This is a genomic window from Rhizobium sp. P32RR-XVIII, assembly GCF_012641395.1.
Classification (GTDB): Bacteria; Pseudomonadota; Alphaproteobacteria; order Rhizobiales; family Rhizobiaceae; genus Rhizobium.
This window is the reverse complement of record NZ_JABAIH010000001.1, coordinates 158826-171190: the sequence shown is the minus strand read 5'-3', so window position 1 is coordinate 171190 and position 12365 is coordinate 158826. Positions and strand designations below refer to the sequence as shown.

General features: G+C 60.1%; 10 protein-coding genes and 1 tRNA gene. 8 read left to right on the top strand and 3 right to left on the bottom strand.

All coding sequences use genetic code 11. The features are described 5' to 3' along the window. The first annotated feature begins 140 nt into the window (after nucleotides 1-140). Nucleotides 141-225, top strand: a tRNA-Leu gene (locus HGP14_RS00845). Nucleotides 226-365: 140 nt separating this feature from the next. Here the strand turns inward: HGP14_RS00845 and HGP14_RS00840 are convergent. The 3 genes from HGP14_RS00840 to HGP14_RS00830 form a co-directional block, all read right to left on the bottom strand. Continuing rightward, nucleotides 366-725, bottom strand: coding sequence for an SPW repeat protein (locus HGP14_RS00840; RefSeq protein WP_168827958.1), 360 nt, complete (start codon nucleotides 723-725; stop codon nucleotides 366-368). A gap of 322 nt (nucleotides 726-1047) precedes the next feature. Beyond that, the gene (locus HGP14_RS00835) at nucleotides 1048-1380 is read right to left on the bottom strand and encodes a hypothetical protein (RefSeq protein ID WP_168827957.1); all 333 of its coding nucleotides are present in this window, start codon (nucleotides 1378-1380) and stop codon (nucleotides 1048-1050) included. 112 nt (nucleotides 1381-1492) lie between these two features. Beyond that, complete coding sequence (locus tag HGP14_RS00830) at nucleotides 1493-3091, bottom strand: GumC family protein (RefSeq protein WP_168827956.1); 1599 nt, start codon at nucleotides 3089-3091, stop codon at nucleotides 1493-1495. A 135-nt stretch (nucleotides 3092-3226) separates the two neighbouring features. Between HGP14_RS00830 and HGP14_RS00825 the strand changes: the two genes are divergently transcribed. The 7 genes from HGP14_RS00825 to HGP14_RS00795 all read left to right on the top strand — a co-directional run bounded on the left by HGP14_RS00825 (nucleotide 3227) and on the right by HGP14_RS00795 (nucleotide 12360). Continuing rightward, nucleotides 3227-4294, top strand: coding sequence for a glycoside hydrolase family 5 protein (locus tag HGP14_RS00825; RefSeq protein ID WP_168828731.1), 1068 nt, complete (start codon nucleotides 3227-3229; stop codon nucleotides 4292-4294). After that, nucleotides 4294-5538 carry a hypothetical protein gene (locus HGP14_RS00820; protein WP_168827955.1) on the top strand — a complete coding sequence of 415 codons (1245 nt, stop codon included), beginning with the start codon at nucleotides 4294-4296 and terminating at the stop codon, nucleotides 5536-5538. The genes HGP14_RS00825 and HGP14_RS00820 overlap by 1 nt, the downstream gene beginning before the upstream one ends. A 137-nt stretch (nucleotides 5539-5675) precedes the next feature. After that, nucleotides 5676-6560 carry a formyltetrahydrofolate deformylase gene (purU, locus tag HGP14_RS00815; RefSeq protein WP_168827954.1) on the top strand — a complete coding sequence of 295 codons (885 nt, stop codon included), beginning with the start codon at nucleotides 5676-5678 and terminating at the stop codon, nucleotides 6558-6560. 93 nt (nucleotides 6561-6653) lie between these two features. Continuing rightward, a complete protein-coding gene (locus HGP14_RS00810) occupies nucleotides 6654-9581 on the top strand; it encodes an aminotransferase (RefSeq protein ID WP_168827953.1) in 2928 nt (975 codons plus the stop codon). Between the two features lie 523 nt (nucleotides 9582-10104). After that, nucleotides 10105-10299, top strand: a complete 195-nt coding sequence (locus tag HGP14_RS00805; protein WP_027510551.1) for a hypothetical protein — start codon at nucleotides 10105-10107, stop codon at nucleotides 10297-10299. A gap of 125 nt (nucleotides 10300-10424) precedes the next feature. Further along, nucleotides 10425-11411, top strand: a complete 987-nt coding sequence (locus tag HGP14_RS00800; RefSeq protein ID WP_168827952.1) for a P1 family peptidase — start codon at nucleotides 10425-10427, stop codon at nucleotides 11409-11411. A 43-nt stretch (nucleotides 11412-11454) separates the two neighbouring features. Continuing rightward, nucleotides 11455-12360 carry a LysR substrate-binding domain-containing protein gene (locus HGP14_RS00795; protein WP_168827951.1) on the top strand — a complete coding sequence of 302 codons (906 nt, stop codon included), beginning with the start codon at nucleotides 11455-11457 and terminating at the stop codon, nucleotides 12358-12360. Nucleotides 12361-12365 lie beyond the last annotated feature (5 nt).

Below are 12365 nucleotides of genomic sequence, written 5' to 3'. Positions count from 1 at the left end.
CAAACTTGTTCAGTTCTGTGTGATCCTGCTGGGCGGGACCGGCCCCAGCGCGGGATATCTGCTGTTTTTCACAGACTGTCAGGAAAACTTCAAAATGTCAGTTGACAGCAAAGAGCCACCCCCTTACATGGCTCTCCGTCGCCCAGATGGCGGAATTGGTAGACGCGCAGGTTTCAGGTACCTGTGCCGCGAGGCGTGGAGGTTCGAGTCCTCTTCTGGGCACCATTCCCTTACGATCCTATTGAGATCGTTGAATTAGCTGTTATCGCCGATATTTTTTTCGCCCGATGTGGAAGCAACGAAACTTGCAGCGGCAGGCTTGTGCTGCCGCTTAGCCACTTGCTCAGCAATTGCCTCGGACCGGCTTAGGCGTGAGCTTGGGGGTGGTTGACGTCCCAGACTGCCCACAGCGATACGGCGCCGATGAGCACGCCCATAACCACGCTGGTCCACATCGCGTTCGCATTGGCCGCAAAACCGAGCAGCCAGGGAGACACAATCAACCAGAGGCCGAGCACCAGGTTTGCCCATTCCTCCCATTCGGCAAAAACCGACAGCGCGGCGATCGTCAACGCACCGAGAGCGATAGCGACGATCCAGGCGTTCCAAGTGGGTACGGTATCAGCTGCAAAGCCGATGACCCATGGTGAGATGAACAAGCATACCGCCAGGACCAGATTAGCCCAATCCTGCTTTCTTTTTCCTTCCATCAGAGTGTTTGGCATGACAACCTCCCAGGTGACTAACCAAACCATCATCTCGCGTGCACCGCACGCAGATGAATATAAGTAATTTCTTAAAAGAAATCGTTCAAGAGCCTTGCCGAACAGTATCTTAGCCTGGTTGGCCGGACATATCAGTCTAACCTCCACCGGCGTGGGCTTCTTCGGAGCCATCCAGCCACGGCGGGAGGTTTCTCCGGTCCAGCCCGAGAGACTGCGGCGCCTCGCGTGGCAAGGTCCCCGGCGTCACGAGGCTTGTCCTACATAATGTTAGAATTTTCTCACGATAGTCGAATGTGTTCAAATCAAAGATTTGGCATGAAAGTCACCGCACCGGCTGAAAATGGCCTCTCGCGGGCACGCGCGTACCCTGGCTCACATAGCCGTTGCGATCGCACACATAAACAGTCGTGGGCATGCCGCCGGACCGGAAAATCCAATCTCCGTTACGGCGGATGCCGCGCGTTTCCGTGTGGCAGACATATTGCTCCTCATCTTTCTTATCGGGCTGAGCCTTGACGCCGGGGAGATCGGGATAAGGATAGAGCGCCTGAACGTCGGCCTTGCCTGCACTTTTCCAATCGGTTGCAAGGGAAGGCCAAGCGACCAGACTGCCGGCGATGGAAAGCGCCGCGAATAGAATCTGCAGGGATCGCATATTGGTCGCCTTTCGCTCGCCGGACGGCACCAGTGGCATTCGTCTTCAGATTTAGGAAATGGCTCGGCAGCCATCAAGCAGCTGACGGGGCGAGCCACGGCAAAGTGATTGTTCAAGCTTCTTTCGGCTGGGGCACTCTGCGAAAGTACCCCCGGATAACCGGATGAGCAAAGAGGCTTGCGAGGATTGCAAAGGCTGCGCCTGCCGCAAAGCCCGCAAAGAGCCCGCCGATCACGCCCGCCACCAGCAGAACCTTCTTGCCCGGACCATCCGGTTTTGCCGGCGGTTCTGCTTCCGAAATGATGCGGATGTTGTTCTGAGGAAGGTTCTGTTCCTCCGTGGTCTGGCTGGAGCGCTTCAGAACGGTCTCGTAGATCTCGCGCGCAGCCGTTGCCTTGCGCTGCAGCTCGTTGAGTTCGACCTGTTTGTCGGATGTGGTTGCCTGCAGCGCCTTTTGTATATTCAGCTCCTTGGCGATCGCATCTTCGGCTTTCTTCGCCTGGTCGTAGTCGGCACGCGCCGAAGTCACCATGCGCTGCAACTCACCCTTTATCTCGTCGGAGATGCTCTGCAGCGAGGAGCGGGCTGCCTGCAATCGGGGATGGCGCGCACCCATCTGGCTCTCGAGGCTACCGACGATCGCGGCCTGGGTAGCATACTGCTGGCGAAGGCTGGCGAGCGAAGAACTCACCGTGCTACCATCCGTCTGGCTGTTGGCGACAACATCCTCGAAGCTCATGTTCGCGGCCGCATCCGCGCGCGCCTTGGCCTGGATCGACTTCTCCTGCGCTGTCAGCAAAAGCGTATTCAATGAGGCGAGGCGCTGGTCGGAGATCAGATTGCCTTCTGTCGCGGCCATATCGTTATCGGCGCGGAACGTTTCGACGGCCTGTTCGGCCTCCTGCACCTTCTGGCGCAGATCGTTCAGACGTCCATCGAGCGTCGCAGTGGTATTTTCGTACAGCCCCGTCGAGGCGCTGCTTTCCTCCTGGATGAATGAGGAAACGACCTGGTTGGCAAGCTTGGCGGATTTCTCCGGGTCGTTTGTCACGGCCGTCAGCGACACGACATAGGTGCTGCTCTGGCGGGTAATCGTGAGTGCCTTTTGCAGGGCGGCGACGACGGCTGCGTCGTCGCTCCGACCGCCGTTGAATGCCGGATCCTGCGCGAGTTTCATGGTGTCGGCGACCCGGCGCAGCACATTGCCGGACATCAGGATCTGCACCTGACTGTCGATCAACGATGAAATCATCTCGGGCGAGATCGTCGATGCTTGTGTCGTGGGATCCGCAAGGCCGATCTGGCGCGGATCGAAATAGAGGCTGGTGGTCGCCGTGAATTTCTGCGGCAGCAGCGGCAAGACTGATCCGCCGGCGAGAGCGCCCAGCGCGGCGAGCCCGAGAACGATCAGCCGCCTGTTCCAGATCGCAAAGATGATCGAGCGGACGTCGAGGAGCGGCGATGACGGGTCGAATACCGGGGCCGCGACAGGGCGTTCCGGCTGCGGCGGTGGAGACGATGGAGGCGGTGTCAGTTCTCGGATGCGTGTCTCGGCAGCCGGCACCGCTTCCGGCTCCGGTACAGGCTTTGCAAAGTCGCCGGGCCTGAGGACGGGCGTGCGCGCGCCGGAGCTTCCCGGCGCCGCTGGCGCAGGCTCGTAGCTTCGCCAGCTGGGCAGCCGACTGACCCTGTTCCTGTCGAATTGACTCATAGACACACTCGTAACCCGCCGATGCAGACCTTGGCGGAGGTATGCCCGACTTTAGAAATCCTTAGCTAACGGAGCGTTAAGATGCGCCGACTGATATTCGCCCGAACACGTCAGATACGCCCGAAAGCGAGAACGATGAAAGCCGCCTTTTCCCCTTGGCGCCAGATGCTGACGCTCGCCGCGGCAATGCTGCCATTGCACGCCGGCTTTGCCGAGGCGGCGACCCCCTGCTTTCGCGGCATCAACCTTTCCGGCGCCGAGTTCGGCAAGCCGGATGGCGAGATCTTCAAAGACTACGCTTATCCATCCGAAGAAACCGTCACCTACTTCGCCAGCAAGGGTATGAATATCGTTCGCTTGCCATTCCTATGGGAGCGGCTCCAGCCCGAACTCGGGCAGGCGCTGAACGACGAAGAACTCCAGCGCATCAAGGATACGGTGGCGCTTATGCGCAAACATAAGATGACCGTCATCCTCGACCCGCATAACTATGCCGAATACAGGCAAACCCAGATCGGCACGCCGCCGGTGACGACGCTTGCATTTGCAGATTTCTGGGCGCGGCTTGCCGTCGAATTCGCCAATCAGGACGATGTCATTCTCGGGCTTATGAACGAGCCACACGATATCGCCAGCGACAAATGGCTGAGCGCTGCCAACGCAGCGATCAGGAGCATTCGGGCGGTCGGCGCCGGCAATCTCATCCTGGTGCCGGGCACCAAATGGACGGGAGCGCACTCCTGGGAATCCGATGGCCCGGGCGGGCCGAACGGCACTGTAATGCTCGGTGTCAAGGATCCGCGCAAGAACTATGCCTATGAGGTTCACCAATACTTCGACGGCGATTCATCAGGTACGCATGATGAATGTTCCGGCAACGACAACGCCAGAGACGCCATTGTCCGCATGTCGGACTGGGCGCGCAAGAACGGCGCAAAGGTGTTGCTTGGCGAATTCGGCGTCTCGCAAGCGCCGGAATGCGTCGCCGGATTGAAGACCGTGCTCGATGCGATGCGGGAAAACGGCGATGTCTGGCTTGGCTGGACCTATTGGGTTGCAGGCGATTGGTGGCCGGAAAGCGAAGCGCTCAATGTGCAGCCGCATGAGGGCCGGCAGCGAAAGCAGATTGAAGCGCTGGAAGCTGCCGCAAAAGCGCCTTCTCCTCCAGCGGCCGCGTGCCGGACAATCGGCAGGCAACGCTAATGGCACAGCGCGGCACATCGGCCAAGGAACCGATCGACTATGGCATCCTGGCCGTCGGTGTGCTGTCGGTCACCTATAATTGCATCCTTGCCTTCATCAACCACAACATCACGCCGCTTGCACCGTCACATGTCGTCCTTTGTGAGATTCTGCTGCTGATCTACAGCTTCGGCTACCTGTTGAAGCGGGGACTTTTCCAAGAAGACCTCGCTCCGCTCGCCTACCTGCTGGCGACGATTTTCCTCACTGTGTACGTGATGGCGGTCAACCGGGCTGGCTACATCGACCACCTTCGCAACGTGCTGATCATCTTCGCCTTCGTCATCATGGGCCGATGGACGAACGAACGAACGCTGAAGCTGGTCTTCACGATCTGCTGCGCTGTCGTGCTGGCGGTCCTGGTCTGCGAGATCGTCTCCGTGCAGGCTTACGTGGCACTGTTTCATCCGGCAGAGTATTTCGAAAACACCCGCGGCGTGCCGCGCGCCACCTATAGCGATCTCGGGCTTTTCCGTGGTGCGCTCGGCTTCCCGTCCCGCTTCTCCTTCGGCATCATCGATCACCGGTCGTCGTCGATCTTTCTGGAACAAGTGTCGCTGGCCAACTTCTGCGGCGTGATCGTCATCTATCTCGTCAGCTTCTCCAATCGCCTGAAACTGCTCGACCGGCTGCTTTTTATCTTTACCGTCGTTTTGATCCTCGTCACCAACGATACGCGGACCATGCTTATCTTCAGCGTGGTCTGCCTTGGCGGCTATTTTATCTACCCGTGGATTCCGAAGATCTGCGATTTCCTGATGATGCCTGGGATCGTCGTCATGGGCTTCATCATTCATTCATTCCGTCCCGATGCCCATGACGACGATTTCGTCGGCCGCATCAGCGGCACTGTCAGAAACATTATCGCCATGGACATTCCGGCGACGCTGGGCCTTGAACTCGAGAAGGCCACGACATTCGTCGACAGTGGCTATGTTTACATAACCTATGGCGCGACCATCTTCGGCCTCATTCTCTTCTGGCTCTTCGTCTCCTTCTTTCCGGCAGGAGAGACGCCGAACCAGAAGCGCCTTGCCCATTCTCTGTCGCTCTTCATGTTCCTGAACCTCATGATCGGCTCCACCGCAATTTTCTCGATGAAGACGGCGGGGCTCGTCTGGCTGCTTGTCGGCTTCCTGAAAGTCGACGAGGGCGCCCGTGGAAAACGTGCCGCCACTCAGACTGCGGCAACGGTCTCTGCCTGAAACGCTGCGCGGCGGGGATATGCGACGGCGCAGGCGGGACGAAATTTTGCGCCAGTTTCCGTAAGCTCCGTCCTATGCGGCGTGACCGCTTTGATCTAAGGAGGCCTGCGGCCATTGCCGCGAGAGGGACGAGGAACATGACGAACTACGTATTGACGGTATCGTGCAAATCGACGCGCGGGATCGTGGCTGCGATTGCGAGTTATCTTGCCGGTCAGGGCTGCAACATTGTTGACAGCTCGCAATTCGACGACCTCGACACCGGCAAGTTCTTTACCCGCGTCAGCTTCATTTCCGAAGAAGGCGTCTTGCTTCCCGCGCTGAAGGAAGGCTTCCAGCCTATCGCCGAGACGTTCGGCATGGATGCGGAAATCCACGATGGAGCCAGCCGCATGAAAGTGCTGCTGATGGTCTCCCGCTTCGGCCATTGTTTGAACGACCTCCTTTACCGCTGGAAGATCGGAGCACTTCCGATCGAGATCGTTGGTGTCGTCTCAAACCACTTCGACTATCAGAAGGTCGTGGTGAACCACGACATCCCTTTCCATCACATCAGGGTAACCAAGGAGAACAAGCCGCAGGCGGAGACGCAACTGCTCGACCTCGTCGAGCAAACCGGCACGGAACTCATCGTGCTGGCCCGCTACATGCAGGTTCTCTCCGATGCCCTGTGCCGCAAGATGTCCGGCCGGATCATCAATATTCATCACTCCTTCCTGCCGAGCTTCAAGGGCGCAAATCCCTATAAGCAGGCCTATGAGCGCGGCGTGAAACTGATCGGCGCCACCGCCCACTACGTGACTGCCGACCTCGACGAGGGTCCGATCATCGAGCAGGACACGGCGCGCATCACCCATGCGCAGAGCGCCGATGATTACGTCTCGATCGGCCGCGACGTCGAAAGCCAGGTGCTTGCCCGCGCGATCCATGCGCATATCCATCGCCGCGTCTTCCTGAACGGCAATCGGACGATCGTCTTCCCGGCCAGCCCCGGCAGCTACGCCTCCGAACGTATGGGGTGAAGCTCATCCGAATGGGCAGCACCGTCGCGCTTGCCCATGACAGGCATGCGATTATCTGCTTAATGTGGAAGATCGAAGCATGCGGGGGATTCCATGACCGATGATGTGCGTGCCGATCGTATGGACCTGCCGCGCCCGGACGTGACGGCGGCGGAAGCGGAAAACATTCTGCAATCCCGCTACGGCCTCCAAGGCTTAGTCTCCGAACTCGGCAGCCAGCAGGATCGCAATTTCCGGATCGATACGGGCATCGGCAGCTACGTCCTGAAGATCTGCCACATGGCCTACGACACGCTTGAGCTCGAGGCACAGAATGCGGCAATCCGGTATCTGACCAGCAAGGAAGGAGCACCGCGCGTCCCCAGGGTCATGAGTTCCACGGATGGCCAGGAGATCATCGCCGTCACGCTTCGCGACCAGACCTACAAAGTGCGCCTGCTCGAATATCTTGAAGGCGAAGGGCTGACGAACCGCAAGCACCTGCCGAAAGCCACCGTCGCGGCCCTTGGCGCGCTCAGTGCCCGGCTGGCACAGGCACTCGCCGACTTCGACCATTCGGGTCTCGACCGCAATTTGCAATGGGATCTGCGCCGGGCTGGCCCCGTCGCGGTACAGCTTCTCTCGGCAATCACCGATAGCGCTGCACGCGACCGGATTGCAAAGACCATGGTGCTTGCCGTGCGGCGCATCCAGCCACTCGCGCCGTCGCTGCGTGTCCAGCCCGTGCATCATGACGTAACCGGCGACAATGTTGTTTGCGAGAGTGATGCGAACAGGCATCCGATACCCACCGGCGTCATCGACTTCGGCGACATCATTCGTGGCTGGCTCGTCGGCGATCTTGCCGTCACCTGCGCCTCGCTGCTGCACCAGGCCGACGGCGATCCCTTTTACATCCTGCCCGCCGTGAAGGCCTATCATGAGATCTATCCCCTCTCGGACGAGGAGTTGAAGGCGCTCTGGCCGCTGATTGTGGCCCGCGCCGTCATTCTGGTTGCGAGCAGTGAGCAGCAGATTTCGATAGATCCCGAAAACGACTACGTCCGCAATAATCTCGAGCTTGAACGGCGGATCTTCGACACGGCCATGTCCGTTCCCTTCGAACTGATGGAGGCGGCCATTCTCGGGGCCGCGGGTGTCGGAACGACCTCCGTCGATATGTCCGGCTGGCATGCGTTGATGCCGGAGATCGATCCTGCGAACATCGCCGATGTCGACCTGGGGGTGCAAAGCCCGCATTTTGCGGCTGGAAACTGGCTAAACGCGGAAATGGATTGGCGGCTTCTGGCGCGCTCGGCCAATGAAGCCGGCACAGCGGCGACCCGCTATGGCGAATACCGGCTCTCACGCGCCAATCTGCGGAGCGCCAAACAGCCGTCGACCTTCGCGCTGCATAACGATATCTGCCTGCCCGCCGGAAGCACTGTGGCTGCCCCCTTTGCAGGACGTATCGACTCTAAGAACCATCATCTCGTCCTGATCGGCGAAGGCATCAGTCTGCATCTCGATGGCGTCGACCTGTCGGTCGAGGACGGCGTGGAGGTGACGCAGGGACAGATCATGGGAACGGTCTCGGGCGAGCCGTCTTCGCTTGGTGGTTTGCGCGTCCAGCTGTGCACGGTGCCCGGCCTCGAACCGCCGCTCTTTGCCTCGCCATCGCAGGCAGCCGCTTGGTCCGTGCTTTGCCCCTCGCCTGCGCGCCTGCTCGGGCCAGGCGCGAATGCGCCCAAGCCCGAGACGGACGAACTCCTCGCCAGGCGCCAAGCGCATCTCGCAAAGCCTCAGAAGAATTATTACGAAAAACCCCCGCAGATGGAGCGCGGCTGGAAGGAGCACATGTTCGATGCCGAGGCCCGCGCCTATCTCGACATGGTCAACAATGTCACCATTCTCGGCCACGGGCATCCGCGCTTTTCGGAAGCGATCGGCGAACAATGGTTGAAACTGAATACCAATTCGCGCTTCCACTACGCGGCAATCAGCGAGTTTTCCGAGCGATTGGCTGCGCTGGCGCCCGAGGGACTGGACCGTGTCTTCCTCGTCAATAGCGGCTCGGAGGCGAACGATCTGGCGATCCGGCTTGCCTGGGCGCATACCGGTGCGCGTAACATGCTCTGCCTGCTGGAGGCCTATCACGGCTGGTCGGTGGCGAGCGACGCCGTCTCCACCTCCATTGCGGACAACCCTCAAGCGCTGACCACGCGGCCCGACTGGGTGCATCCGGTCGTTTCACCGAATATCTATCGCGGCGAGTTCCGCGGACCGGACTCCGCCGGCGCCTATATCGAGGCCGTGGCGCCCGTCCTCCAAAAGATCGAAGACCGCGGCGAGGGGCTCGCAGGCTTCATTGCCGAATCGGTCTATGGGAACGCCGGTGGCATCTCCTTACCAGACGGCTATCTGGCGGAAATCTATGCGCAGGTTCGCGCGCGTGGTGGGGTCTGCATAGCCGATGAGGTGCAGGTTGGCTATGGCAGGCTCGGCCACCACTTCTGGGGCTTCGGACAGCAAAGCGTGGTGCCGGATATCATCACTATCGCCAAAGGCATGGGCAATGGCTACCCGCTCGGCGCCGTCATCACCACGCAAGCGATCGCCGACTCGCTTGAGAAGGAAGGCTATTTCTTCTCCTCATCCGGCGGCAGTCCGGTCAGTTGCGTGGCCGGCATGACGGTGCTTGATATCGTGGCGGACGAAAAGCTGCTGGATAATGCCCGCGAAGTGGGCGACCACCTGAAGGGCCGGCTTGCGGCGCTGATCGACAAGCATCCGCTCGCAGGTGCCGTTCACGGCATGGGCCTTTATCTCGGGCTCGAATTCGTGCGCGACAGAACGACGCTGGAACCCGCGACGCAGGAGACCGCCGCGATCTGCGAGCGTCTTCTGGAGCTCGGGGTCATCATGCAGCCGACCGGCGATCACCTGAATGTGTTGAAGATCAAGCCGTCGCTTTGCCTGACCATCGAAAGCGCCGATTTCTTCGCGGACATGCTGGATAAGGTGCTTTCCGAGGGCTGGTGAGTGCCTGCTCCAGCATTAATCAATTTGGGCCATTTTCGGGCTTTCGGTTTTTTAATCAAAAGCCCCATTGCCGGAATCAAAACCGGTTCCTATGTCTCTCCCGGTGGTCGGAAACGGCCCCCCGCCGTCATGCAATTTGCACAAAGACTTGGTAAGGTTCTTCCGGCAAATATGATGATGATGGAATTATTTTTTTCGGATCGTCGACATTTTGACACGTTTCGGAATATGTTTCTGACAGGCTCTCCTCTATTCTCTACCAATAAAGTAGATTATAAAGGCAGTCGTCGCTGGGTCCCGAATGGTTCGAGACCCCTCAAAAGTGCAACGCCAACACAAGGAACGAGACATGATTGATATCGATATTCTCGCCACCCTCCTTGGGCGAATTGCGCTTGGCAATGACCGTCCGGGCGCCCTCTCCCGCCCGAACTGTCGAATGTGACCTTCGTCCTCCCTTTCAACGGTACCAGACAAGTCAATTCGTCATCGCCTCGCAATCCGCGCGGCAGGAGTTCTACGCATGAAAAAGCAAGTTATCGAATATGCAGGCGTTCCCGTCGGGATCGTCATCCCGGATGAAGACCGGCTGAAGTTCATCGCCGTGAAATTTCACGTGCACGACCTCGACGAGCAGCGTTTCAGCTCGCCGGACGAGGTGAAGCTCGCGATCCACGATCTGATGACCCGGCGCCATCCGAAACCAATCCATGCCTGACGACAGGCGGAGATTTCCGCGCTGCGTCACTTTCGAGGATTTATGACCGGTCCCGCCAAGCGGGGCCGGTCTTGTTTTTTCATCCCGCTTGCGATCCTATTCGGCATCCACGAGGGACGACGCGTTTGCTCAATCTCATTACCGATATCGATGGCGTTTCGATCGGCCACGCCACGGATCTGCAGCTCGGTTCCGGCGTCACCGTAATCGTCTTCGACGAACCGGCGACGGCTTCGGCGAGCGTTCTCGGCGGGGCACCCGGTGGGCGGGACACTGCGTTGCTCGATCCCGCGATGACGGTCGAGAAGGTCGACGCCTTCGTTCTTTCCGGCGGCTCGGCCTTTGGCCTGGATGCAGCAGGCGGCGTCCAAGCCGGCTTGAGGGAAGCAGGGCGCGGTTTTCAGGTCGGTGCAGTGCGTGTGCCGATCGTACCGCAAGCGATTCTGTTCGATCTGTTGAATGGCGGCGGCAAGGATTGGGGCCTGCATTCGCCCTATCGGGACATGGGCCATGCGGCATTCGAGGCCGCGGCGAAGGGCAGATTTCCGCTCGGGACCGTGGGCGCGGGAACCGGAGCGACCACGGCAACGTTCAAGGGCGGCCTCGGCTCAGCAAGCGCAATCAGCAGCGCGGGGCATCGGATTGCGGCAATCGTCGCGGTCAACGCGCTCGGCTCGGCAACGATCGGCGACGGTCCGCACTTCTGGGCGGCACCCTTCGAGCGCGATGACGAATTCGGCGGCCTCGGAATGCCGGCCGAGATCGACCATCGCCTGCGGCTGAAGGGCATGATCGCCCCCGCGACCACGATCGGTGCGGTCGTCACCGATGCGGTGCTGACGAAGGCAGAGGCGCATCGTCTCTCGATCGGTGCGCATGACGGTCTTGCCAGAGCGCTGCTTCCCGCGCATCTGCCGCTCGACGGCGATACTGTGTTTGCTGCTTCGACCGGCGCACGGCCGCTGGCAGACACGCGCACGCTGATGGAGCTTTGCCATCTCGCCGGGATAGTCATGGCGCGTGCCATCGCGCGCGGCGTCTATGAAGCGACCGCGCTTCCGCACGAGGGAGCTCAAAGCGCGTGGCGGGACCGCTATCCGGACCGGCGCTGATCGCCTAGATAAAGTGCGCGAGTTCAAGCGGCGGAGAGAGAAAATGCAGATCCGGGCCCTGATGTATTTCGACGAGCTGGTCAGGACCAATTCCATGCGCCAGGCAGCAGAGAACCTGGGCGTTGCGCCAACTGCTGTCAGCCGGCAGATCGAGAATCTCGAAGAGCATTTCGGCACCACGCTGGTCGAGCGTAGCGCCCGAGGCGTGACGCTGACGGCGGCAGGCGAACTACTTGCGGCGCGGGCGGGACGGACGCTCCGGGAACTCGAACATGTGCAGCAGCTGATCGAGGATCTGAAGGGACTCGAGTGCGGGCGGGTGACCATCTACGCCAACGGTGCGATCGTCACCAGCTTGCTTGCGCCCGCACTCTCGGAGTTCAGCCGCAGCTATCCCAACATCCATTTCGACGTGATGATCACCAGCGCCCGCCAGGCTGTCGAGGCGGTCAATTCCGCACGGGCGGACATGGCGCTCACCCTCTTTGCACCGCAGATGCCGGATGCAAAGGTCATCGCGCGATCAGAGATCGCTTATGACGTCATTGTCTCAACGCGGCATCCGCTCGCCGGACGCAAGGAAGTGACGCTCCGCGAACTCGCCCGTCACACGCTGGCACTGCCGGAAAAATCCTTCGGCTTCCGGCAGAACTTTGATGCCGCGGCCGAGCGCCAGGGGCTGACGATCGAGCCTGCCTTTACGGTCAGCGCGCTGGAGATGCTGAAGGAACTGGTGCTGAACGACATGGCGGCAACGCTGCTGCCGCGGCTTTCCGTTCGCCGCGAGATCGAGGCCGCTTGGCTCGCCGCCATTCCGCTTGCCGGCGAAAGTTCAATCCGTACCCATGCCGAGCTTTCGATCGCCCCCGACCGGCAGCTCTCCTTTGCCGCGGCAAAGCTCAGCGGTTTCATCGAGGAGTTCATGCGCACAAGCCTCAGGCGCCGCTAACCCCC